Raw genomic sequence first — 24,050 nt, 5'->3', positions numbered from 1 at the left:
CGACCGACTGCACATGCTGCCGACCGCGGCAAGCGGACAGCACGACACCCTCCTGATCGTCTGCTGGTTTCTGTATCACGGCTTCGCATTCCGGCACCTCACCATGCTCTTCTGAGCCCGCATAGATCCGCATACGAAAGATCCCAGAAGACAACGTCTTCGGGAATCTTTCGTTGCTCGCGGACTACTGACCGCTGAGGTTACTGACGCTGTCGAGCCCTGGCGCCGGCCCATCCACCCGGCCCGCCGCGATTCCACGGCGCTCCAGCTCCTCCCACAGCCCGGCCATGGCCGCGACCGGGTCGAGGTAGTACTCCGATTCCCGGACCCGCCAGAACTTCCAGCCGCTACGGTGCAGTTCACGCTCCCGCTCCAGATCGGCGTTCTGCCGGTCGGGGCTCGTGTGCCACTGCTCGTCGTCGCAGGCGACTGCCAGCTTGCCTGCCGCCCCGGTCACGACGAGATCGATGAAGTGTCCGTTCACCTCGACCCGCGGGTTCACGTGATAGCCGCGAGTAGCGATGTCCAGGAAGACGTCCTGTTGGAAGAGGCTGTCGAATGCCTCGTGCCGCTCGTCGCGCGTCACGCCGGCGGGCATCGGCTCGGCCGGGCGCGGGGACGTCGTCCGCATGTGGGTGAGCAGCGAGTACCGCAGGTCGGTGCGGCGCAGCGTGTCGATCGTCCTCGAGTGGAACAGCCACAGCTGGTCCTGGGCACGCGAGGCCGCCACGTTGAAGCGTCGCTGGTATTCGGTCCGGGTCAACGCCGCGATGTTCTGTTCGGGCGCGACGACCATCGACAGGAACACCACATTCCGTTCGTCGCCCTGGAAGTCCGGGGGCGTGCCGACGCGAAGCCTGCGTTCCTCCCACTGCTCCGGGGTGAGCCGGTCCAGCAGTTCGTTCTGGATGATGTCGACCTGCAGCTGCCCCTGCAGCACCACGACACCGAAGGTCTTGCCGTCGTAGGCCGGGTCCTCGACGCACTTCACGAGCGTGTCGACCAGGGCATGTGCCTCGGCGTAGTTCGTCAGCGTCGAGTTCTGGCCGGTGACGGCCCCGTCCTCGACGAGTGTGGTGCGTAGCGGCTGCAGACGATCGGAGCCGTACTGCCGCATGGGGACCAGCGGGTCGTCGGCGTAGAACTGGTCGCTGGACCACGCGATGATCTCCGGCATCGACCGGAAGTGCTCGCGCAACCGGACGATGCTGCCGAACCTCGACCGTAGCAACGAGAACAGACTCGACCGCGGAGTGAAGCTGTCGCGCAGGTAGTTCGGGATGTCGGGCAGATACGAATCGAGGCGGCTGAACACCCCGTCGAGCGCACCGAGCGACACCGCGCTCGGTGCACATTGCTTGTCGTCGCCGACGACGATCACGCGCGGCGCCAGCCACAACAGGAACAGGCTGCTGATGTCGGTCTGGCTCGCTTCGTCGACGATGACGACGTCGAACGAATTCTGTTCGGGCGGAATCGAAGCCAGCACCTGCTGCAGCGGCATCACCCAGGCCGGCACCGCCCCCTGCGCGACCTGCATGGCCTCGCGTGCCGCGGCCCGATAGCGCTCCGCGTAGCGGCCGGTGCCCTTACCGATGCTCGCGATGTGATCGCGGTACGAATGGAGCGCCTGCACCTGCTCGGCCGTGGTGCGGTCGAGACACGCGCTCCATGCCTTCTCCTCGACGAGTTCGGTCGTGAGTCGCGCGATGTCCTTCTCGAGTGCGTCGAGGTCGCGTTCGAACTGTCCGTCGTCGCTGCGCTCGTGGAAGCGTCGCACCCATTCGTCGGCGCGTCGCCACGCCCACGCCTCGTCGATGTCGGCGAGACGAACCGGCCAAGCCAGGCTCAACGGATTCTCCGCGAGAGCCTGAGCGAGTGCGGGTGCTGCGGTGGTCAGGCGCGCGTGGAGGGAGACGAGTTCCAGTTCCTCACGCTGCTCCCCCGCCGCCCGGTCCCACGCATCCAGGGCCGCGTTGATGGCGTCGAAGTCGGCGTCGTGGAAGGCGCGGGCCAGCGCGCGTCCTTCGGGCGACGCTCCCCCGGAGATCTGACTCCGCACGTACATGCCGATGGATTCGAGCCAGTTCTTACTCGCTTCGGCGGTGCCCGCGGCGGCGATGGTCCGTGCCGACTCGGCGGTGGACCGCGCCTGCTCGATGCTCGTGATCCGCGGCGCCCCCGGATGAACCTCGCGCAGTGCCGTTTCGACGTCGTGTACCCGCGCCACGAGATTGTCGACGATGGCACGGTCGCGGTCGAGGAACGCGAGGGTGCCGACCGCGCGGCTGCGCGACTCGTCGAGTTCGATGTCGATACCGAGGTCGCGGAGGACCACCCGCGCGACCCGGATCGCCTCGAGCGCACGAAGGTGTTCGGCGACGATGCGCGCCGTCTGGGCGGTGGTGGCGGCGACACCCTCGACGGTCGCGATCTCACCGAGCGCCTCGACGGCGGATTGCTCGTCGCTGCGCCGGAACCGGGTGAATCCGCTGCGCCACGTGTCGCCGGCCTCGAGCTTGCGGGCGAGCGCGTCGTACGCCTCGAAGGCCTGACGTCCCGTCACGGAGGTGTCCACCGAGCTGGCACCGACGATCCGGTCGGCCTCCTGCGCGGCCTGCACGAGCCTGGCGAGCTCGGCGGTCTTCCCCCACAGGTGCTGGGCCCGGCCCGACAGGACGTCGTCGGCGACGCGTTGGATTCGGGCGTCGAGCCGGTCCGCGTCCTCGAGGGCACCCTGCAGTTGCTCGCACAGGTCGCGGATGCGGCCGAGTGCTTCGAGCGATGCACCCTCGAGGACCCGCAACAGCCCCTGTGTCTCGCCGTTGGTCGTGCCGCTCGACGCCTGGGAGACGGCGGCGCACGCGTACTGCAGTTCCCTCTGGGTGGGCAGGGACAATTCGGGGAAGCGCTGCTGGCGACGGCGCGCGCGCTCGACGCTCGACCGCTGATGCAACGAGTGAAGGGTGACGAGTTCGTCGACCGTCAGCGGTGGGGTGTCGGTGAGCAGAGGCGCGGGCAACCACGCGTACTTGGATTCGTGCGCGCGGACCCGCCGGACGATCGACGCGGCCGTCCCCTCGTAGCCGGCGGCGACATCGGCGTGGGCCTCGGTCTCCTCCGCGCGCGCCTGCCGGATCTGTTCCATCAGCGTCGCGCGACGCTCGAGTGCGTCGTTGCGTTGCGTGGTGAGCTCGTCGATACGTTCCTGCGCGCGCCGAACGTTGAATTGTGCCTTGCGGATGGCGATTTCGCTGACACTGCGAGTGAGTTCGACCGTGCCGCCGTGCACCGGGTCGGTGACGGCCACGCACAGTTCCTGCAGCTCGGACGGGAGCTTCTCCCGGAGCACACGCAGCGCCTGCGCCTTCTCACTGGTGACCAGCACACGCTGCCCACGCGCGAGTAGCGCCGCGACGATGTTGGCGATGGTGTGGGTCTTGCCCGTACCCGGCGGACCCTCGACCACGACACCGCTGTCGCCGGCGAGCCGGTCGATGATGTCGCGCTGTTCCTCGTTCGCGGGCAGCGGCAGCAACTGCTCCCCGGTGAACTCGGTCGAGGGCGTGCCGATGCGGTCGAGCCATGCGACGCGGTCGGCCGGTTCGATCGCTTCGACGAGCTGCGCCAGCCCGAGCGGCACCGGGTTCGACTCGTGGGCAGCCGCCTCGGTCATGCGGCTGTAGTACTCGATGAGCGCGTGGGCGCCGCGCTTACGCAGCACGAGGACCGGCGACGGCGTCACGAACGCATCCGACGACGACGCTTCGTCCGCACGATCGACGACGTCGACCGGCACGGTGAGCGCACGCTCGGCCCAGCTCTTCAGGAACGCGCGGGCTGCGGGGTCGAGGGGCGACGCGACCTGGGTAACGAGCGCGTCGTGCAGTTCGCGGACACTCGTGGGGTCGAAGACCTCCAGTCCGGTGAGGAGCTGGACGTCCTCGAGCGACGGTCCGGCGCTGGGACTCAACCGGACCACGAGGTCACCGGAGTCGCCCTCTCGCTCGATAAGCGCGGTCTGCGTGATCAGGTGCGTGTGGACCCGCGCGCCCGCCACACCCTCGGACAGGTGCAGCAACCCGGACGCGACGACGAGCTCCAGCGATTCCGGCTGGTCCTCGAGGTCGAGCATCGCTCGCTGCAGGAAGCTGTACAGATGCGAGGCGGCCTGCCGCTCGCGGTCGACGACCGCCCACGTCCGCCAGTCCGTCAGCCAGGCGTCGAGACCGTCGATATCGATGGCCTGCGGGTCGAGTTCGGGCTCGACGGCGGACTCCGCGATGTCTCCGTGCACGTATTTCGCGAGTTCGGCGGGCGGACGCGGGGGCTCTTCGAGCTGAGCGCGACGCGCGCGCAGAATGATGTCGCCCGACGCGGCATGGGCCCGCAGACCGGCCCTGATGTTTCCCTCCTCGAGGGACATCACGGCGCGGTGTTTGTCGACGACGCGGACGGGTGCGCTGCGGGCCTTGACGAGCTCGGCCAGGAAGGCAAGCAGGCGCTGCACGCGATCCCTCAATTCGGGTTCGCGCTCGCCTGACCCCACTCGCACTCCACTCACCCTTGCGGACGTCCTTCCGCCCGTCGACGGAGACGGGCATGTCCACCTTAGAAGTCTTGGTCGACATACGCGTTTCCGGACCCGGACGACGCGCGCCGCCATTTCCGCCGAGTCTCGCCGTCAAGATGCTGACCTGCAGGAATGAGCGAGGTCGACGTGTCAAGGGATGGTGATCGTGCGCGAGGCGCTCGGAGCGTGGTTGGTCGTGCCGAGCTCCCGTGCCGTCTGCCGCGGCGGCACATGATCGAGCGCCCACCGCTCGACCAGCAGCGTGATCTTGGTGATCATCTCGGTGCGCAGACGCTGGAAGGAATCGTCCGGATCGGTCCCGACCCACCCGAGGAGCACCCACCATGCCCACGCGACCGCGCCGGCGTTGGCCACGAAGTCCGGGATCACCGGGATGCCGCGGCCGGTGAGCACGGCTTCGGCGTCGGGCGTCGTCGCGGAGTTCGCGGCCTCGATGACGACCCGCCCGGCGACCCGGCCGACGTTCTCCGCCGTGATGGCGTAAGAGATGGCGGCGGGGACGAAGATGTCGGCGGGAATGCCGATCACCGCGTCGCGGGGCAGTTGCTCGACGTGCGACGGGACGCGGGAGCGGTCGATCTCCCCGTACTCGTCGCGGAGGTCGAGCAGTGCCGGGATGTCCAGTCCGTCAGCGCAATACAGTGTTCCTGCGGCATCGGCGACGGCGGTCACGCGCATGCCCGCTTCGTGCAGATACCAGGCGGCGCCGCCACCCATCGTGCCGATTCCCTGGATCGCGACGGTGGTCTCGACCGGTGCCCAGCGGTATGCGTTCGCTGTGGCGATGCAGGCCTGCGCGACGCCGTAACCACCGATCACGTCACCCAGCAGGAAGCCGCCGTAGACCGGCGCGTTCAGGGAGGTGCGTACCCGCTCCAAGGTGATCGCCGGGTCTGCCGCACGGTTGATCGCGGCGTGGAAGGACTGGTGCAGTCCCAGCCGCTCGAAGACCTCGTCGAGGAGGTGCTGGGGAACGCCCAGGTCCTCGGCGGTGACCCAGTGCGCGTTCAACCAGGGACGCATCGCCTGGCAGAAGCGCTGCAGCACATCGACGGCACGGGGGTCCTTCGGGTCGAAGTCGATCCCGCCCTTCGCGCCGCCCACCGGCAGGTCGAACACCGCGGTCTTCGCGGCCATGCCGCGCGCCAGGTCCTCGACCTCCGACATCGTGCACCCGGCCCGCATGCGGGTGCCACCGGTCGCCAGATCGCCCACCAGGGTGTGGACGACGAGATAGCCGTGCGCACCTGTCATCGGGTCCGTCCAGGTGAGACGCAGGAAGGGTTCGTCCCTGCGGGTGTCCACCGCGTCGACGCGTGTTGCCATGGTGGTCATATGCGGTCCCCCGTTCGTCAGAGCCGTCACTACGTCGATTCGGCCGGTGACGCCAGCGTGCCCGGGGGCGGCGCGGGGCGTCCAGTTACGAAACTCGAAGGTCGGAGTTCACGATTTCTACACAACGCGAGCTCACAGCGGTTGCAGGTCCCCGGGCGCGCCCTACGCTGACGGCATGGAGTTGTCCCTGCGCCGGTTACGGATGCTTCGAGAACTGCATCGCCGAGGCACCGTCACGGCCGCCGCACTCGCCCTGCATTACACCACCTCGGCTGTCTCGCAACAGCTCACCCAACTCGAACGGGACGTCGGCGCAACGCTTTTCGAGCGAAGGGGACGTCGGGTCCAGTTGACGGAGGCGGGCGTGCTGCTCGCCGAACACGCCGAGGAGATCCTGCAGTCGGTGGAGCGCGCGACGACCGCGCTCGAACAGACCCGCGACGGGGTCACCGCGCGCCTGACCGCCGGGGTATGGGCCTCCGTCGCATCCACTCTGATCCCCAGCGCGCTGGCATTGCTGGCCACCGAGCATCCCGGCATCGAGGTCCGCACGCGAGAGCTCGCCCCCGAGGAGACCGCCGGCGCCGTCCGTGACGGATCGCTGGACTTCTCGTTCGTCATCGAATACTCCGGCTACCCGATGTTGTGGGATCCGGAGCTGACCAAGGTGGTGATCGCGGTCGAGCGACTGCACGCCGCGGTGCCGCCCGGGACGGTGCCGGCGGGCACCATCGCACTCGCCGACCTCGCCGAGCATCCGTGGGTATTGGCCGGCCCGAACTCGCACTTCGGCCGCGCGGTGAGCCTCGCGTGTCAACGTGCGGGGTTCGAGCCGAGGATCAACCACGAGGTCGGTGAGCAGGCGACGGCGCTGGCGATGGTCGCCGCGGGGCTGGGTGTCACGCTCGTCTCGGATCTCGGGCTGACGCTGAGCCCGCCCGGAGTCGAGGTGGTGGCGTTGACCGAGCCGCTCTTCCGCACCATCTCCATCGCGCATCGCGGGATGGCGTCGGAACGGCCCCCGCTGCGCCTCGTGATCGACGCGGTGCGCACCGCCGCAGCAGAACGGGGACTCGCGGCGCAGTAGCCACGAGCCCCCGTCTGCCGTCGTCTACTGCGCGAGCTGCTTGCGCAGCACGTACTTCAGGATTCCGCCGTGCTGGAAATACTCGGCCTCGGCCGGGGTGTCGATGCGCACTGTCGCGTCGAACTCCGTGTCCCCCGCCTTCACGTGCACGGTCTCGGGGATCTCGTCGCTGTCCGCCAGACCGGTGATGGTGAATTCTTCCTCCCCCGTCAGGCCGAGGCTCTGCGCCGACTCGCCCTCCGGGAACTGCAGCGGCAGCACGCCCATACCGATGAGGTTGGAGCGGTGGATGCGCTCGTACGACTGCGCGATCACCGCGCGCACACCCAGCAACAGTGTGCCCTTGGCGGCCCAGTCACGCGACGAGCCCGATCCGTACTCCGCGCCCGCGAGCACGACCAGCGGCGTGCCGTCCTCCGCATACTTCTGCGCGGCGTCGTAGATGCTCATCTGCGCGTCGCTCGGCAGGTAGCGGGTGACGCCGCCCTCGACGTCCGGCACCAGTTGGTTACGCAGTCGGATGTTGGCGAAGGTGCCGCGGATCATCACCTCGTGGTTGCCGCGTCGCGACCCGTAGGAGTTGAAGTCGGCCTGCTCGACGCCGTGCTCCTGCAGGTAGCGACCCGCGGGGCTGTCGCGTCGGATCGCACCGGCCGGCGAGATGTGGTCGGTGGTCACGGAGTCGCCGAGCAGCGCGAGTACCCGCGCGCCCTCGATGTCGCGCAGCGGCTCGGGTTCCGACGACATGTCCTCGAAGTAGGGAGGACGTCGCACGTAGGTCGACTCGTCCTTCCATTCGAACACCTCGCTGTCGGGCACGTCGAGATTCCGCCACGTCTCGTCACCGGTGTAGACGTCCTGGTAACCGGTCTCGAACATCTCCGCGCGCACCGCGTCGTCGATGACCTCCTGGATCTCCTGCGTGGTGGGCCAGATGTCGCGCAGGTAGACCTCGTTGCCCTCGCTGTCGGTGCCGAGCGGGTCATTGAAGAGGTCGACGAGCATCGACCCGGCCAGCGCATACGCGATCACCAGCGGCGGCGACGCGAGGAAATTCATCTTCGTCTGCGGATGGATGCGTCCCTCGAAGTTGCGGTTGCCCGACAGCACGGCCGAGACGTTGACGTCGTGCTCGTCGATCGCGGCCGCGATCTCGTCGGGAAGCGGGCCGGAATTGCCGATGCAGGTCGTGCAGCCGTAGCCGACGAGATTGAACCCCAGCTTGTCGAGGTACGGTGTCAGACCCGAACGTTCGTAGTAGTCGGTGACGATCCGCGACCCCGGAGCCAGCGTGGTCTTCACCCACGGCTTGCTCCGCAGCCCCTTTTCCACGGCCTTCTTGGCGAGCAGCGCCGCACCGATCATCACCGACGGGTTCGACGTGTTCGTGCACGATGTGATCGCCGCGATCACCACATGTCCGTTGTCGAGTTCGAACTCGTCGCCGTCCCCGACCCGCACCGGGACCTTCTTCGACGGCGGCGCCGAGGTGTCGGCGTCGTCGGGCACCGGGTCGCGCGGCTCGTCGCGGGAGTCCTCGCTGCGCACCGACACCGGGTCGCTGGCAGGGAATGATTCGAGCACGCCCTCGTCGACACCCGAGTCCTGGACGCGGGAGACGACGTCGGGCACTTCCTCACCGTTGAGCAGCGAGGTCACGGCCTTCGGCACGAGGGCGACGGGGATGCGGTCCTGCGGTCGCTTCGGGCCGGCGACGGACGGTCGCACCTTCGACAGATCCAGTTCGACGACCTCGCTGTAGTCGGGTTCGCGATCGGGGTCGTGCCACAGACCCTGTTCTTTCGCATACGCCTCGACGAGGCGGATCTGCCCCTCGTCGCGACCGGTGAGACGCAGGTAGTCGAGGGTCGCGTCGTCGATCGGGAAGATCGAGATCGTCGAGCCGTACTCGGGGCTCATGTTGCCGATGGTCGCGCGGTTGGCGAGCGGCACGTTGGCGACACCGGGACCGAAGAACTCGACGAACTTGCCGACCACGCCTGTCTTGCGGAGCATCTCGGCGACGGTGAGCACGAGGTCGGTCGCCGTGGTGCCCTCCTGCAGTTCGCCGGTGAGCTTGAAGCCGACGACCTGCGGGATCAACATCGACGCCGGCTGGCCCAGCATCGCCGCCTCGGCTTCGATGCCGCCGACACCCCAGCCGACGACACCGAGGCCGTTGATCATGGGGGTGTGCGAGTCGGTGCCGACGAGCGAATCGGGATAGGCGACGAGCCCGCCGTCCTCGTCCTCCCGCGTGAAGACGACGCGGGCCAGGTACTCGAGGTTCACCTGATGGCAGATGCCGGTGCCGGGCGGGACCACCTTGAAGTCGTCGAACGCTCCCTGCGCCCAGCGCAGCAGCTCATAACGCTCGCGGTTGCGCTGGAACTCGAGGTCGGTGTTGATCCGAAAGGCGTCCTCGGTGCCGAAGACGTCGGCGATCACCGAATGGTCGATGACCAGCTCGGTGGGGATCAGCGGGTTGATGCGCTTCGGGTCGCCACCCTGCTGGGTCATGGCGTCGCGCATGGCGACGAGGTCCACGACGCACGGCACGCCGGTGAAGTCCTGCATGAGAACGCGTGCCGGGGAGAACTGGATCTCAGGGTTGTGCGTCGACTTCGGATCCCAACCCGCGACGGCCTCGATCTGCTCCCGGGTGACCAGTCGCCCGTCCTCGGTGCGCAGCAGGTTCTCCAACAGGACCTTGAGGCTGTAGGGCAATCGCTCCGAGCCCGGGACCTTGTCGATGCGATAGATGCGATAGTCGGTGTCGTCGACCTCCAGGGTGTCGCGCGTGCCGAAACTGTCGTCACTCATGAACGTGCCTCCCGACTGCGATGTTTCCGGTGGTTACCCGAATGGGTAGCCCGTTCCGCCGTGCGGCAATCACATGGGTTCAGCTGGTGGTGCGTGCGACCTCGTCGGTGATGAGAGCGATGCCGTCGGGCGATTCCGTGACGCCGACCAGGACGGCCTGTGTGATGCCGTTGCCGAGTGCGACGAGGCGTAGGGCTTCCGTTCGCGCTTTGTCGGGTGGCATGCCCAGTTCTTCGAGGAGTCGCCGGGCCTCCTCTGTTGTGCCTCTTGTCGACTCTTCCAGGAACGCACGGATCCAGGGGTCGCTCGCGGACTTGGCGAGGTAGGCATACCAGACGGACACCCCGAGACGTCCGGCTTCGTCCGTCGGTACAGGTTGAGCGAGAAGCGCGACGAGCGCTGCCTTCGGATCGGATTCTGCTCGTTCGTAGCGCTTTTCGGCCTCGGCGACCATGAATTCGGCGCCCGTACGGATGAGGTGTTCCTTGGAATCGAAGTAGTGCTGGATACGGCCGATCGACACTCCCCCGGCGGCCGCCACCGCCTGGAAGGTCACGCCCTCGATTCCTCGCTCGTGGATGACCGCCCACAGCGCGTACACGATCTCCCTACGGCGTTGCGCATGGTCGACGACTCTCGGCATGATCCCACGATACAATATGAACATATTGCAACGTCGACGATCAGAGGCTCCCGATGACCCAGCGCACTCGATCGAACAGATTTCTTCGACGCGCCGGCACCGCGATACTCGCAGCCGTCGGCCTAGTTGCCTCCTATCAGTTCTTCGTCGGCGCGCCGGGAGTCGGCCACTTCCGCAGTGATTCCGGTCGGGCCGGTTACGTCGCTGCCCACGAGAGAGCGATGTCTGCACTGCCGCCACCTTCTGCAGTTCACGACGTTCCTACTCGGTTCGGCACGGTCCGCGTCTACGAATGGACGTCGCCTCGGACGGTCGACTCGGTGCCCGTCGTTCTCGTCCCGGGCCGCGCGTCGGGTGTGCCGATGTGGGGCGAGAACCTTCCGGGCTTCCTCCCCGAGCACCGCGTTCTCGCGTTCGATGCTCTCGGCGACGCAGGCTTGTCCGTCCAGGCGGCACCCCTGACCTCCACGGACGACCAGGCGCTGTGGATCGATGACACGCTCTCAGGTCTCGGAGTGGAGACCGCTCATGTCGTCGGACATTCCTTCGGCGGGGCGAGCGCAGCGTCCTACGCGAAGCAGTTCCCCGAGAAAGTCCGGTCGCTGACGCTGCTCGAGCCTGTGTTCACCTTCGGCTATCCCCCTGCCCGAATGTTGTTCTGGGCGTCGGTGTCGACACTGCCGGGCCTTCCGACCGATTGGCGGGACACGGCACTCGCGAAGGTCGGGGGTGTCGACGACTACGACTCCGATGACGCCATGGCGACGATGATCTCGGAGGGTTCGGAGCATTTCTCCGCCGCACTACCGACCCCGTCGCCCCTGAGCGACGACGAGCTTGCGGCTTTGGTTATGCCCACCTATGTCGCTATCGCGGAGCGTGATTCACTCGTCGGAAGCGAGAAAGCAGCCGATCGAGCACGGCAACTTGCTGATGCCGAGGTTCTGGTCTTTCCCGACACGACGCACTCGCTCCCCATGCAGGCAAAGGATCGACTGAACTCGGAACTACCCGAGTTCTGGCGCGGGGTCGAGCAGGGCTGACGCGGTAGCGGAGCGGTTGTGTTAGCGTCTGCCCGACAATCGATCGGGGGGTCGCATGGGCAGGTGGGGAATCGTCACGCTCGCAGCAGTCGCGGCAGTCGCGACGGCCTGCAGTCCGAGCGCCGCGGACGATGCCACAGGAGACGAGACGACGACGTCGACCACCCGCACCCCGCGCATCACCGATGACTCCGGTCGACCGCCCGTCACCTTCGACCCCTGCTACGACATCCCCGACGACGTCATGAACGCAGCTGGGTACGACGCGGCGAAGAAGGAAGTCGCGGACATGCCGATGGGGACGCATACCTTCCTCGGTTGCACATACAAGAAGGAAGATCTTGTCCCCGGAGTCAGGCGGGGGTACAGCCTGAACATCTTGTCGGGAAACGTCAGCCTCGACGAGGAGTTGAAGAAGAACGGGCATGTAGCAACCAGCGCGACCATCAACGGCCGATCCGCGCTACTCGAGGTGGATCCCGAAAACCGGGATGCATGCACTTATGTACTCCAAACGGACTTCGGCGTGGTCTTCGTCACAAGGCTGTACAACACAGACCATCCAGGGCCGGCGCCCCAGAGCGAATGGTGCGCGGGCATGGAGGAGTTCGTCGGCTCGATCGAACCGCACATCGCGAACTGAAGAGGGTGGTCATGTCGAGTTCCACCAGGCTCGAACCCAGCGTCATCGACGAACTCGTGAGGATATGCAACACAATGCTCACGGAGTTCGAAGACGCGCGAACGACCGCAGAATGGCTCACCAGAACCGAAGGTTTCGGCGACTTCGACTCAGCACAGCAGCTCGCGGCGGGGTACCGACGGAAGGCTGCAGGCACTCCGGAATCAGCGAAGGAGCGTGTCGAGCAATTCATCGACGCACTTATCCAGCTCCGCGACGCCTTCGCCACCGGCGGAGCAGCCTTCCTCGACACCGAATCCGACTGGGCCCGCCAACTCGCCATCACCGACCCCGACAGCGGAGCGGGAAACGGTCATCAGGGCGCGCAATAACGCGCACCTCTGACCATTTCGCGCTCCGGAGCAGTGCCCGGGACGGTTGTGTTAGCGTCTGCCCGACAATCGATCGGGGGGTCGCATGGGCAGGTGGGGAATCGTCGCGCTCGCAGCCCTGGCTGTCATGGGGACGGCGTGCAGTCCGGGTTCAGCGGATGATGTCGCTGTAAGCGACGAAACCGCCACCACGACAACCCGAACCCCGCGCATCACCGACGACTCCGGCCGACCGCCCGTCGCTTTCGATCCCTGCTACGACATACCCGACGATGTCGTGAACGCAGCGGGGTACGACGCGGCCCAGAAAGAAATCGCGGACATGCCGATGGGGACGTACACCTTCCTCGGCTGCACATACGACAACAGGGACCACATCCCAGGCGTGCGCCGTGGATACGGCCTCAACATCCTGGCTGGCAATGTCACTTTGGACGAGGAGTTCCAAAAGAATGCACATGTCGCCAGCCAGACAAGCATTAACGGCAGACCGGCGCTCCTAGAAGTAGACCCCGACGCACGAAACGGCTGCAAGTACGCCCTGCAGACAGATTTCGGAGTTGTACTCGTCACCCGAGTTCTCTACACCGACCACTCGGGCCCTGCACCTCAAATCGATTGGTGTGCAGGCATGGAAAACCTCGTCGCCTCGGTTGAACCCTTCATCGCGAACTGACATCGAACAGGACGAACATGCCGGAGTTCAGCAGGCTCGAGCCTCACGTCGTCGCAGAGATCCTAAGGATCTGCGAAACCATGCTGGATGAGTTCGACCAGTCGTACAAACACACTTTTAGGCTCACCGACGTCCACGGCTTCGGTGATTTCGACTCCGCTCAACAACTTGCTGCAGGCTATCGACGCAAAGCTGCAGGCACACCCGAGTCGGCCAGAGAACGGATGCAACAGTTCATCGACGCCCTCACCCAACTCCGCGACGCCTTCGCTACCGGCGGCGAAGCCTTCCTCGACACCGAATCCGACTGGGCCCGCCAACTCGCCGCCACCGACCCCGACAGCGGAGCGGGAAATAGTCATCAGAGCGGGCAATAACACGCGCCGATGACCATTTCGCGCTCTGCAGTGCTCTGTCGATCCCCACCCGCGCGACGAAGCAGAGATCAGTCGTCGACTTCCACCCCGTACCGGCGGGCGAGGGCTGCGAGGTCGTCGTCGTATCCTTGTCCCACCGCGCGCAGCCGCCACTTGTCGGCTCGGCGGTAGATCTCGGTGAGCACCATGGTGCGTTCGGTGGTGCCGACGTCGAGCACGAACGTCGCAGCGGTGCCGGTCTCACTGTCGACCGCGACCGATACCGCGCCGAGTTCGCCGAAGGTGCGGTTGCCGTCGATGGCCGCTGCGATGGCGATGCGTTCGCATTCGGCGGGAAGTTCCGCGAGGTCGACGCGGATGCAGTGCTCACTCGAACCGTCGATGGTCAGTTCGATGACGCCGTCGTCGTAGAGCGGATTGTTGTAGAAGACGAAGTCGTCGTCGGTGTCGACCTTCTCGTCGGCGCCGAGCAGGAAGGCGACGATGTCGAGATCGAATTCGTCGCCGACAGCTTCGGCCTTCCAGGCGACGTTCACGGCCCAGCGGTGACTGTCGGACGGCAGGTCGATCACTTCACCGCGGGACAGCACCGGCGCCGTGAGCCGTGACTCCACCCGCATGTGCGGGGGCATCACTCCGTTCTCCACTGCGGCATCGACGTCGTCGGGTCGCAGGACGGGCAGCTCACGTGCCGCGACCCGCGTCATCCGCTTGTCGGCCTCTCCTCCTTCGAGGACCAGCACGTCGGTGACGGTGGCCGTGAAGTTGAGGGCCGGGCGGGCACCGAGCTGGGTGAGACGCGAGCGCATCATGACGGCCTGCAGGTGCGTGCCGCCGAGCAGCAGTACCTTACGTCCGGTCCACAGCTTGGGCTTCTGCCCGGTCGGCGGCCGGACCGGGGGCACCACCGCGACCTGCGGTTCCGGTGGCGGGATGATGTCGACGACGGTCGCAACCTTCGATTCGCCCGGACTCACCCGCGTCAACAGCTCCTCGAGCTGCTGTTCGCTGATCACGGGAATGCCTTCGGCCATCGCCTTGCGGACCTTGGCGGTCTGCACGGTCGGGTCGTTGCACACCACGACGCTGGTCTGTTTGCTCGCGTTGTTCATCACGTCGAGTCCGGCGTCGGTCAGCCGGTTCGCGAGTGCGACCCGCGGAGTGACGGTGTGGCGCCGTCGAGAATTTTGGCCAGTTCACCGGCGATGTCCTCGAAGCGCGGCGACCCGGTGAGGCGCTCCCGCGTGAGGTTGTGGATGTGCACCGGTCCCGGGTCGCAGCCGGGGTCGACGAGGGTCGAGAACTCCTGCTCGACAGAGCCGTCCTCGCGCAACACGAGGGCGGCCACGCTCAGGACCCTGTGGGCGTTGGACCGCACACCCGAGGTTTCGACGTCGACCACCACCCATCGATGGTCGCGGGGCAACGTCACGGCGCCCTCCGCGGGTGCGTGCACTTCGATCACGTCATCCTCCGATCGCTTTCATCCCCCGACGAAAACCGACACGGTCGGACATTGTGGCCCTTGTTACCGACACTGTCGTCACCGCCCCGACATCGAGCCGATCCCGTAGGAGACGGTTGTCGTAGGCGTGTGCCACCATGGGCGCGATCGAAGCGAGAGGGAAGCTGTGTCGACTGCCGACCTGTACCGCCTGACGCGGCTGCGCGATCAGCACGCCGCGTGGACGCTGCTGCGCGCCGACCACGCCCCCGCAATCCTCGAGATGCTGGGACGACACTTCGATCGGGGAACCCGGCGACTTCCCGCCCCCGAACTGTTCGCCCGCCTCGACGCAGACCTGCAGGACCTCCGCGACCAGGGGTTCGACCTTCCACGCACCGCCCAGGCCTACTGCGCAGATTGGGTGCGCGCCGGATTTCTGCTCCGACGTGCCGATACGGGCTCGCGCGAAGAGACGCTGGAGCCGACCGAGTCCGCATTCGTCGCACTGAATTTCGTTGCGCAACTGACGACCGACACCAGTTCGATCACGGAATCACGACTGACAACCCTGTCGAGCCAGTTGCAGGCGCTGGCTCGCGATTCGGACCCACGGAGCGAAACCCGTCTGGCAACGCTGCGGGCCGAGCGCGACGCACTCGACCGGCAGATCGCAGCGGTGGAATCCGGCGACTTCCCTGTCCTCGATGGCCCACGGGCCGCGGAACGCGTGTCGGAGATCCTCGCGCTTGCCGGCGAGATCCCCGGGGATTTCGCACGAGTACGGGCCGAACTCGAAGGGCTCAATCGCGAGTTGCGCGCACGGATCCTCGACGACGAAGGCGACCGCGGCGACACTCTGGGCGAGGTCTTCCGAGGTGTCGACCTCATCGGCAGTTCCGATGCAGGACGCAGCTTCACCGGGTTCTACGACATGATCATCGATCCTGAACGGTCTGCACAGCTCGACGACTGGATCGAGGCGGTACTGACTCGTCCGTTCGCCCGAAGCCTGTCTCCCGAGCAACGTCATCGGTTCCGATCCTTGCTCACCGAGATGGAGGACGCAGGTGGCGAAGTGCATGCGACGATGACGTCGCTGTCACGCTCACTGCGGCATTTCGTGCAGTCCCGCCATTACGAGGAACATCGCCGATTGCAACGTCTGTTGCGCTCGGCGCAACAGCACGCTCTGCAGGTGGCACCCCACCGCAAGCCTTATGAACCGCTCGACCTCGACCTGGTGCGGATCGGCATGAGTATCGAATCGGTCGCGGCATTACAGTTGCACAATCCCGCAGACGATCTGGTGGCCGAACCGGTGGTGTCGCAGACGCCAGGTGAGGTCGACCTCGACGATCTGCGGCGCATCGTCCGCGAATCGGAAATCGACATGGACGAGCTGGTCGGTAGCATAGCGGCCACACTGCGCGTGCGCGGTAGCGCGACGATCGGCGAGGTCCTGCGCGAACATCCCGCAACCCAAGGGTTGGCAAGCGCCATCGGGCTTCTGGTTCTCGCCGTCGAGCACGGACACCGCGTGGAGGGCGATGAGGAGATTTGCTGGAGCTCCCCATCCGGCGTCGAACGGGTGGCCACGGTACGCCGGCATCTGTTCGATCCCACCGATCCTGCCTTCACCACCTTGGAACAGGACAGCCTATGACCGACACCACGACCGGGCTGTATCCCGGCGACACCGGCGAACTCGAACTCGACACCCGGCGCGCATTGGTCCAGCTCCTCAAGGGTCCGCTCATTACCGCCGGCAAGCATCCCGAGGTGTGGCGGACGGTGATCCGCGACGAGCGCGTGCTGCGTTCTCGGTTGGCCGATGTGTTTCTCGATCTCGTCGTCGACGAGGACGAACAGCTCGCATTCACCCGTCCCGCCGAAACCGGCGATCACAAGGCCCCCGCAGTGTTGCGCACCGAGCGATTGACATTCATGGACACCGTGATGCTGTTGTCGCTGCGGCAGCTGCTCCTCCGCGCACAACCCGGTGATCGGGTCATCGTCGATTTCGACGAAATGGCCGGGCAGCTCGAGATGTACCGTGCGGCCACGAGTACCGACCCGGCCGGTTTCCGGCGCAGGGTCAACGCTTCGTGGGAGAAGTTGAAGAAGTACAGCCTTCTCGCGTCGACGTCGACGGAGGGGCGGATGGAAGTCTCTCCGGTGTTGCGGCAGTTGTTCGATGCCGATCAGGTTGCTGCTGTGGAAGCGGAGTTCCGGCACATCGTCGCGGAGAGTCAGCCGTGACGGCCACCCCTCCCCACCCGTCCCAGTTCCGGCTTGCCCGCGTGCAGGTGGTGAATTGGGGAACCTTACACGGTCACCACGACATTCCGATTGCGCGCAAGGGTTTCCTGATCACCGGCGCGTCGGGATCCGGAAAATCCACTCTCCTCGATGCGATCTCCACGGTGCTCATGCCGGGCGGCAGTGTCCGATTCAACGCGGCCGCGCAGGAATCCGCGGCCGGTTCCGGGCGCAACTTCGTCAGTTACATCCGCGGTGCGTGGCGGCGCGAAGCCGATGTCGATACCGACTCCCTGACCGCTTCCTATCTACGTACGGGCGCCACCTGGAGTGCCGTCGCGCTCACCTACCGCACCGGCGACGGTGCCGCGCCCGTGACGCTCGTCAAGCTCATGCACCTGCGGCGTGGAGCCAACGCGAACAACGATGTCTCTCACCTGCATCTGATCTTCGATTTTGATTTCGACCTGATCGATCTCGAGCCGTTCGCCGGCCGCGGTATCGACACCCGGGGCATCCGAAAGCGTTGGCCCGGGGCTACTGTCAATCCCAGTTACACGGCGTTCGCTCGCGCCTTCCGCGCGAAGCTGGGCATTTCGTCGGAGGCGGCCCAACGGTTGTTGCACCGAACACTGTCGGCCAAGAGTCTGAACAGTCTCGATCAGTTGCTGCGCGACTACATGCTCGACGAACCCGACACCTTCGCGATGGCCGATCGCGCGACGTCCCAGTTCCGCGACCTGCGCGAGGCGCACCGTGTCGTCGTCGACGCGCGTCGGCAAGTCGAGGCACTCGATCCCCTTGTCGGTCTCGCGGAGGTTCGCCGCCGAGGCCTCCAGCAACAACGCGAACTACAGGAAGAGAACGACCACCTCGACGCCGTGCATGCCCGGATGACGGTGGATCTGCTGCGAGAGAAGCTCGACGAGGCCTACGCACAGATCGGACTGTTGCAGACTGCCGTCGACAAGACCTCGGTGGAAGCCGAGCGCGCGGCCGAGCGCACCCTCGATCTGCGGGTGCGGCTCGAAACCACCGACGGTGGACGGTTGTCCACTCTCAGGCTGCAACGCGACGCGGCGGAAGCCGACCTGACTCGGACCGTACAGTCACGGAGCAGGTTCGACACCGCCGTCGGATCGTGGGAAGCAGAGGCACCGACCACCGCTGAGGAGTTCGCGCATCTGCGAGCCCAGCTCGAAACGGAGTTGCGTGAGCTCGACGCGACAGTCGGTACACGCAGAAACGATGTGTACGAGGTGGTGCGAGCACTCGGCACACTGCGTTCCGAACACCGACAACTCATCGCCGACCGAGAGCTGCTCGCCCGGCGACGCTCCAATCTCGATCCCGCTCTACTGCGGATACGCGAACTGGTCTGCACCGCAGCTGGTCTCAGCGAAGACATGTTGCACTTCGCGGGCGAACTCCTCGAAGTGCGCTCCGAGCATGCCGAGTGGACCGGCCCCATCGAGCGCGTACTCGGCGGGCTTGCTCGCACGATGCTCGTACCCGACGAATATTATTCACGCGTTGCAGCAGTGGTCGACGCGCAGCATCTCGGCACCCGGTTGGTGTACCGCCGGGTGCGTACTCGTTCCGGCCGGCCTCCCACCCCGGCGAGCGGTGATGAATCGCTGGTTCGAAAACTGGACGTGCGGCCGGGACCGCTCGCAGCGTGGCTGCAGCACCATCTCGCCGAGCGTTTCGACTATGCGTGCGTGGCGACCGTCGACGACCTGCGAGGTGTGCCGCGCGGCGTGACCCGGGCCGGTCAGGTCAAGCACGGCGGCGAGCGGCACGAGAAGGACGACAGGTACCGCGTCGACGACCGCAGCCGATGGGTGCTCGGGTTCGACAACGAAACCAAGCTCTCCGATCTGCGTCGCCGCATCGGCGAGGTCGAATCCGAGATCGCCCGCCTGCAACGTCGGCAGGAGTTGCTCGAGCACGCAGAGTACACGGTACAGCAGCGTCGACACGCGGCGGAGATCATCCTCGACACGACCTGGGCCGACATCGACGTCGAAGCGGCCGAGGCAGCGGTTGGCGCGATCGAGCATCGACTCGAGGGATGGTTGCAGGGCAATGCCGAGTACGCCTCGCTCACGCTCGATCTTGCCCGTGCGGAAACCGAGGAGAAGGAGGCCCGCGCAGCGTATACCGCAGCCGGATCCGGTCTCGAACGCCACCGTGGCGATGTGGAGCACACTCGGCAGCGGCTTGCAGAAGTGGAAGCACACGCCGATTCGGCGGTTCCCGACGGGATCGACAAGCGCATCCGCGCACGCTTCGATGCTGCCGCACGTCGACCGACGAGCGAGAACATCGACCGGTTGCTGCATACCGTGGGACGAACCATCACGGACGAGCACCGTGCGGCGCTCACGAGAACCACGGACGCCGAGCGGCGCATCACCGCGATCCTCACCGCCTATCTCGCCGAATGGGAGTCACGACGCGCCGAGATGCGCTCCGACGCAGAGTACGTAGACGATGCTCTCGCGGTGCTCACTCGACTGCGCAACGACGGATTACCCGCATACGAGGACGAGTTCTTCCGGCTACTCAACGACCAATCGAGCCGCAACATCGGAGAGCTGGCCCGCGCGATCCGCAGGGCACCGGGCGAGATCCGTTCCCGTATCGAGCCGGTGAACGAATCGCTCCGGCGTTCTCCGTTCGACACCGACCGGACTCTGCGGATCGATGTGAAGGATCGGCGTTCGCCTGCCGCGGCCGATTTCCTCGCGGAACTGCAGCGCATTGTCAGCGGCTCGTTCAAGGAAGAGGACCGGGTCGCCGCCGAGCAACGGTTCGAACAGATGGAGCGGATCCTCGAACGCCTCGACTCGGGCGAACCCGCCGACCGGCGCTGGCGGCAGTTGGTACTGGACACCCGCCTGCACGTCGGCTTCATCGGAGTCGAGGTCGACGGGGAGGGCGTGGACGTCAATTTCCACGACTCCAGCTCCGGCCTGTCGGGTGGGCAGGCCCAGAAACTGGTGTTCTTCTGTCTCGCCGCCGCCCTGCGCTATCAGCTGGCGGCATCGGGGGAAGAGTTGCCGCGCTACGGCACGGTGATCCTCGACGAGGCATTCGACCGTGCAGATCCTGCGTACACGCGGCGAGCACTCGACGTGTTCACCCGATTCGGTTTCCATATGGTGCTCGCGACGCCGCTGAAGTTGCTGCAAACCCTCGACGATTACATTGATGGGGTGGCCGCGGTGAGCATCAGGGACAAGAAGTACTCGCAGCTGGCCTTGTTGCCGATCCGCAGCGCGGAGGAGCCCCGCGAGTGAGTACAGTGTGCGTGCCGCCGTCAGCCGTAAGTACCAGGGCAGAGACGGCCTACCGGAATCGTCGCAGCAAGTGGGTGGCCGATCCAATTGCAGCCGAATCCGATTCACTGTCGATTGCGTTGCACCCACCCTCGGAACGGCAGGTCGCGGAGGATCCCGACGCCGTGGTCGCATGGGTGCGCGCCTGGCAGGTGCACCGCGGAATCGGTCGCGTGCACTGGGAGACGCGGCGCTGGCCGAGCTTCGGCACGCAGGATGTGCCGGTGCGGGTCGTGTTTGCAGGTCCCGGTGAGATTGCCGCCGCGGCAGGCCGGATGTCCGAATGGCACAGGCTCACCGCCCGGCGGGTGCAGTTGGTGGAGATTCTGGCACCCGGTACCCCCGCGCTTGCCGACGCGATCGGCTCGACGCTTTCACGGTGGCTCGAACTCGGCGAAGCCGACTTCGTGCGCCTTGTCGGCGTGGTCCGGTGGCTGGCCGACCATCCGGCTTCGGACGTTTTCATTCGGCAGCTTCCGGTGCCCGGTGTGGATACCAAGTGGATTTCGCGGCATCGCGGACTGGTCGAGGTACTTCTCGAAGGCGCTGTGGGGAATCGTGACCTCGGTGTGCGTTCGGTGCCTCGATTGTGCGAAATTGCGGTTTGTGACCGCACCTTGCTACCCACGGCACCGCGACATTGTGCAGCGCCGCTGGACGAGCTCGCCGAGCTGCCGCTCCACCCGGAGCGCATACTGGTCCTCGAGAACAAAGAGGGCCTCCATGCGCTGCCTGATCTGCCGGGCACCGTGGCCGTACACGGCAGTGGTTACGCAGTGCACGAACTGGCCGCACTATCCTGGCTCGCCGACTCGGATGTCGTTTACTGGGGTGATCTCGACACGCACGGCTTCGTGATTCTCGACCGTTTCCGCGCTTACCTGCCTGACGTGCGCAGTTTCCTCATGGACCTCCACACCCTGGAAGCGTGGAGTGCTCTCGCGGTAGAGGAACCGTCCCCCAGCTCGCACGTGCCGATGCGACTGACGCCCGCGGAAAATGAGGTCTTCACGCGGTTGCGCGTGGAACGACTCCGCCTCGAGCAGGAGCGGATTCCGTGGCCGCACGTGATGGAGGAACTTGCCCGCGCCTTCACCGGCGCGATCGGACATGATCGAGACTCGACCAGGATGGATCCGACCGCGCTCGGAGAAGGAGTCTCATGACCGAACCGGCCCTCCGCTCACCCCTCGAGATCGTGGCGCGACTGACCGTCGAGGAGAGGGCGTCGCTCACCAGCGGCCTCGACTTCTGGCACACCGAACCGGTTGCGCGCGAGAACATCCCCTCGATCATGCTCACCGACGGGCCGCACGGTGTGCGGAAGCAGACCGCCGAGGGCGACCATCTCGGTCTGCACTCGTCCGTGCCCGCGACCTGCTTCCCGCCTGCCGTCGCGCTGGGGTGTTCCTTCGACCCGGAGTTGCTCGAGCGCGTCGGCGCGGCGTTGGGCGCGGAGGCCCGTGCACTGCAGGTCGGTGTCCTGCTCGGGCCCGGTATCAACATCAAGCGCTCCCCATTGTGCGGCCGGAACTTCGAGTACCTGTCGGAAGATCCGCTGCTCTCGGGTGTTCTGGGCGCTGCGCTCGTGCACGGCATGCAGTCGCAGGGTGTCGGTGCGTCACTCAAGCACTTCGCGGCGAACAACCAGGAGACCGACCGGATGCGGGTCTCCGCCGACGTCGACCCGCGGCCACTGCGGGAGATCTATCTGCGGGCCTTCGAGCGGGTCGTGCGCGACGCGCAGCCGTGGACGGTGATGTGCTCGTACAACCGGATCAACGGGGTGTACTCGTCCCGTAACCCGTGGCTGCTCACCGACGTCCTGCGCGGCGAGTGGGGTTTCGAGGGTCTGGTCGTGAGCGACTGGGGTGCTGTCGACGACCGCGTCGCGTCCCTCGCGGCAGGTCTGGATCTCGAGATGCCGTCCACAGGAGGTCGTACGGACGCCGAGATCGTCGCGGCGGTACGGGCGGGCACGGTCGACGAATCGGTCCTCGACACGGCAGCCGCGCGGGTGACCGAACTGGTGCAGAAGGCCGTCGCTGCGTCAGATCCCGGCGCGACCTTCGACGCCGATGCCCATCACGCCCTCGCACGCGAGGTGGCCGCGCAGAGCATCGTGCTGCTCCGCAACGAGAACGACCTGCTCCCCCTCGCCACCGACGCGAACATTGCGGTGATCGGCGAACTGGCCCGCACGCCGCGCTACCAGGGCGCCGGATCGTCCCGGATCGAACCGACGCGCCTCGACAACGCGCTCGACGAGATCCGGTCGCTGTCCGGTCGGGACGTTCCCTTCGCCGCCGGTTACGCTCTCGACGGATCGGACTCGGCCGAACTCGTCGATGAGGCAGTGAAGCGTGCCGCAGACGCCGATATCGCGGTCGTGTTCCTCGGTGTACCCGCCGAACTCGAATCCGAAGGTTTCGACCGCGACGACCTCGAACTCCCGCAACGTCAGACCGCGCTGCTCGATGCTGTGCTGACGGCGAACCCGAACGTCGTCGTCGTGTTGTCGAACGGCGGTGTCGTGCGGCTCAGCGGCTTCGCCGACCGTGTTCCGGCGATCGTGGAAGGGTGGCTGCTCGGGCAGGCCGGTGGCGGCGCCGTCGCCGACGTGCTCTACGGGCACGCGAATCCGAGCGGCCGCCTCGCGGAGACCGTCCCGATCCGGCTCGAGGACACCCCGGCGCACACGAACTTCCCGGGCGAACACGGCCACGTGCGGTACGGAGAAGGATTGTTCGTCGGATACCGCTCGTACGACGCGCGTCGCCTCGACGTGTCCTTCCCCTTCGGTCACGGCTTGTCGTACACGACGTTCGAATACTCCGATGCCGCTGTGGAATCCGACGGCGATCTCACGGTGCACGTCACCGTCACCAACACGGGTGGGCGTGCGGGCGCCGAGGTCGTGCAGGTGTACGCCGGTGCACCCGGTTCGTCCGTTGCTCGGGCGCCGCGAGAGTTGAAGGGCTTCACCAAGGTCCGTCTGGATTCCGGCGAATCGCAACGTGTGGCCGTGAGTATCCGACGCGACGACCTCGCCTACTGGGACACCCGCGTCGATTCCTGGGTGGTCGAAGGTGGCACGTACAGCATCGACATCGGTGCGTCGAGCCGCGACATCCGGCAGACGCTCACCGTCGACATGACGGGCGACGCGGTGCGAATTCCGCTGACGATGGAATCGTCTCTCGGAGAACTGTTCCAGAACCCCGCGGCCGCCGAGATCGTCCTGCAGGCGTTCGGTTCGCTCGGCGGCGAGGTCGGGGTCGACGAGAGTGTTCTGAAGATGGCAGCGTCGATGCCGCTCGGTCGCCTCGCCGGATTCGCTCCGGGGGTCGAGTCGGAGCAGATCCAGCAGCTTCTCGATGTGGTCAACCAGCAGGAGTGAAGGCAGAG

Annotated in this window: 17 protein-coding genes; 11 read left to right on the top strand and 6 right to left on the bottom strand. The window is 66.2% G+C overall.

The window, feature by feature from the left end:
* Positions 1-184: 184 nt before the first annotated feature.
* Entirely contained in the window at positions 185-4,555 is a 4,371-nt protein-coding gene (locus tag ACQR3U_RS07930) for an AAA domain-containing protein (protein WP_372477547.1), read from the bottom strand.
* A 168-nt stretch (positions 4,556-4,723) separates the two neighbouring features.
* Positions 4,724-5,929, bottom strand: coding sequence for a glutamate dehydrogenase (locus ACQR3U_RS07925; RefSeq protein ID WP_230810144.1), 1,206 nt, complete (start codon positions 5,927-5,929; stop codon positions 4,724-4,726).
* A gap of 175 nt (positions 5,930-6,104) precedes the next feature.
* Here ACQR3U_RS07925 and ACQR3U_RS07920 point away from each other — a divergent pair, with 175 nt between their 5' ends.
* Positions 6,105-7,016, top strand: coding sequence for a LysR family transcriptional regulator (locus ACQR3U_RS07920; protein WP_230810143.1), 912 nt, complete (start codon positions 6,105-6,107; stop codon positions 7,014-7,016).
* Positions 7,017-7,040: 24 nt separating this feature from the next.
* Here the strand turns inward: ACQR3U_RS07920 and ACQR3U_RS07915 are convergent, their stop codons facing one another.
* Both ACQR3U_RS07915 and ACQR3U_RS07910 read right to left on the bottom strand, forming a co-directional pair.
* Positions 7,041-9,839 carry an aconitate hydratase gene (locus tag ACQR3U_RS07915; protein WP_230810142.1) on the bottom strand — a complete coding sequence of 933 codons (2,799 nt, stop codon included), beginning with the start codon at positions 9,837-9,839 and terminating at the stop codon, positions 7,041-7,043.
* Positions 9,840-9,918: 79 nt separating this feature from the next.
* On the bottom strand, positions 9,919-10,482 hold the full coding sequence (locus ACQR3U_RS07910; RefSeq protein ID WP_230810141.1) for a TetR/AcrR family transcriptional regulator: 564 nt from the start codon (positions 10,480-10,482) through the stop codon (positions 9,919-9,921).
* A 320-nt stretch (positions 10,483-10,802) separates the two neighbouring features.
* On the opposite strand from ACQR3U_RS07910, the gene ACQR3U_RS07905 reads away from it, so the two are divergent.
* From ACQR3U_RS07905 to ACQR3U_RS07885, 5 genes are all read left to right on the top strand, one after another.
* Positions 10,803-11,525 (top strand): alpha/beta fold hydrolase, encoded by a 723-nt coding sequence (locus ACQR3U_RS07905; protein ID WP_230810140.1) that lies wholly within the window; start codon positions 10,803-10,805, stop codon positions 11,523-11,525.
* Between the two features lie 55 nt (positions 11,526-11,580).
* Complete coding sequence (locus tag ACQR3U_RS07900) at positions 11,581-12,168, top strand: DUF3558 domain-containing protein (RefSeq protein ID WP_006554872.1); 588 nt, start codon at positions 11,581-11,583, stop codon at positions 12,166-12,168.
* A gap of 11 nt (positions 12,169-12,179) precedes the next feature.
* The gene (locus ACQR3U_RS07895) at positions 12,180-12,539 is read left to right on the top strand and encodes a hypothetical protein (protein ID WP_064851442.1); all 360 of its coding nucleotides are present in this window, start codon (positions 12,180-12,182) and stop codon (positions 12,537-12,539) included.
* Between the two features lie 85 nt (positions 12,540-12,624).
* The gene (locus tag ACQR3U_RS07890) at positions 12,625-13,215 is read left to right on the top strand and encodes a DUF3558 domain-containing protein (protein ID WP_230810139.1); all 591 of its coding nucleotides are present in this window, start codon (positions 12,625-12,627) and stop codon (positions 13,213-13,215) included.
* 17 nt (positions 13,216-13,232) lie between these two features.
* A complete protein-coding gene (locus tag ACQR3U_RS07885; protein ID WP_060651597.1) occupies positions 13,233-13,592 on the top strand; it encodes a hypothetical protein in 360 nt (119 codons plus the stop codon).
* A gap of 68 nt (positions 13,593-13,660) precedes the next feature.
* Here ACQR3U_RS07885 and ACQR3U_RS07880 read toward each other — a convergent pair whose 3' ends face one another.
* Entirely contained in the window at positions 13,661-14,704 is a 1,044-nt protein-coding gene (locus ACQR3U_RS07880) for a TerD family protein (protein ID WP_230810173.1), read from the bottom strand.
* Positions 14,705-14,724: 20 nt separating this feature from the next.
* Entirely contained in the window at positions 14,725-15,057 is a 333-nt protein-coding gene (locus tag ACQR3U_RS07875; RefSeq protein WP_230810138.1) for an exonuclease domain-containing protein, read from the bottom strand.
* Between the two features lie 166 nt (positions 15,058-15,223).
* On the opposite strand from ACQR3U_RS07875, the gene ACQR3U_RS07870 reads away from it, so the two are divergent.
* Genes ACQR3U_RS07870 through ACQR3U_RS07850 form a run of 5 tightly spaced genes read left to right on the top strand, consistent with a single transcriptional unit; the run spans position 15,224 to position 24,042 of the window.
* Positions 15,224-16,702 (top strand): DUF3375 domain-containing protein, encoded by a 1,479-nt coding sequence (locus ACQR3U_RS07870; protein ID WP_230810137.1) that lies wholly within the window; start codon positions 15,224-15,226, stop codon positions 16,700-16,702.
* Positions 16,699-17,298, top strand: a complete 600-nt coding sequence (locus ACQR3U_RS07865; RefSeq protein WP_033097366.1) for a DUF4194 domain-containing protein — start codon at positions 16,699-16,701, stop codon at positions 17,296-17,298. The genes ACQR3U_RS07870 and ACQR3U_RS07865 overlap by 4 nt, the downstream gene beginning before the upstream one ends.
* Entirely contained in the window at positions 17,295-20,603 is a 3,309-nt protein-coding gene (locus tag ACQR3U_RS07860) for an ATP-binding protein (RefSeq protein ID WP_230810136.1), read from the top strand. The genes ACQR3U_RS07865 and ACQR3U_RS07860 overlap by 4 nt, the downstream gene beginning before the upstream one ends.
* Positions 20,600-21,808, top strand: coding sequence for a DUF3322 domain-containing protein (locus tag ACQR3U_RS07855; protein WP_200359760.1), 1,209 nt, complete (start codon positions 20,600-20,602; stop codon positions 21,806-21,808). Before ACQR3U_RS07860 ends, ACQR3U_RS07855 begins: the two co-directional genes overlap by 4 nt.
* Positions 21,805-24,042: a glycoside hydrolase family 3 C-terminal domain-containing protein gene (locus ACQR3U_RS07850; protein ID WP_230810135.1), complete on the top strand. Its 2,238-nt coding sequence runs from the start codon at positions 21,805-21,807 to the stop codon at positions 24,040-24,042. Before ACQR3U_RS07855 ends, ACQR3U_RS07850 begins: the two co-directional genes overlap by 4 nt.
* Positions 24,043-24,050: the final 8 nt, after the last annotated feature.

The sequence above is a fragment of the Rhodococcus sp. IEGM1339 genome (genome assembly GCF_050321925.1).
In the GTDB taxonomy this organism is placed as follows: Bacteria; Actinomycetota; Actinomycetes; order Mycobacteriales; family Mycobacteriaceae; genus Rhodococcus; species Rhodococcus pyridinivorans.
Note: the sequence above shows the minus strand (reverse complement) of the source record. Positions and strands in the feature narration are given on the sequence as shown.

Bases quoted from the DNA above. Each gene is read 5' to 3' on its own strand.
- ACQR3U_RS07925 (WP_230810144.1), bottom strand. From the start codon at position 5,929: ATGACCACCATGGCAACACGCGTCGACGCGGTGGACACCCGCAGGGAC.
- ACQR3U_RS07920 (WP_230810143.1), top strand. From the start codon at position 6,105: ATGGAGTTGTCCCTGCGCCGGTTACGGATGCTTCGAGAACTGCATCGC.
- ACQR3U_RS07915 (WP_230810142.1), bottom strand. From the start codon at position 9,839: ATGAGTGACGACAGTTTCGGCACGCGCGACACCCTGGAGGTCGACGAC.
- ACQR3U_RS07910 (WP_230810141.1), bottom strand. From the start codon at position 10,482: ATGCCGAGAGTCGTCGACCATGCGCAACGCCGTAGGGAGATCGTGTAC.
- ACQR3U_RS07900 (WP_006554872.1), top strand. From the start codon at position 11,581: ATGGGCAGGTGGGGAATCGTCACGCTCGCAGCAGTCGCGGCAGTCGCG.
- ACQR3U_RS07895 (WP_064851442.1), top strand. From the start codon at position 12,180: ATGTCGAGTTCCACCAGGCTCGAACCCAGCGTCATCGACGAACTCGTG.
- ACQR3U_RS07890 (WP_230810139.1), top strand. From the start codon at position 12,625: ATGGGCAGGTGGGGAATCGTCGCGCTCGCAGCCCTGGCTGTCATGGGG.
- ACQR3U_RS07885 (WP_060651597.1), top strand. From the start codon at position 13,233: ATGCCGGAGTTCAGCAGGCTCGAGCCTCACGTCGTCGCAGAGATCCTA.
- ACQR3U_RS07880 (WP_230810173.1), bottom strand. From the start codon at position 14,704: ATGAACAACGCGAGCAAACAGACCAGCGTCGTGGTGTGCAACGACCCG.
- ACQR3U_RS07865 (WP_033097366.1), top strand. From the start codon at position 16,699: ATGACCGACACCACGACCGGGCTGTATCCCGGCGACACCGGCGAACTC.
- ACQR3U_RS07850 (WP_230810135.1), top strand. From the start codon at position 21,805: ATGACCGAACCGGCCCTCCGCTCACCCCTCGAGATCGTGGCGCGACTG.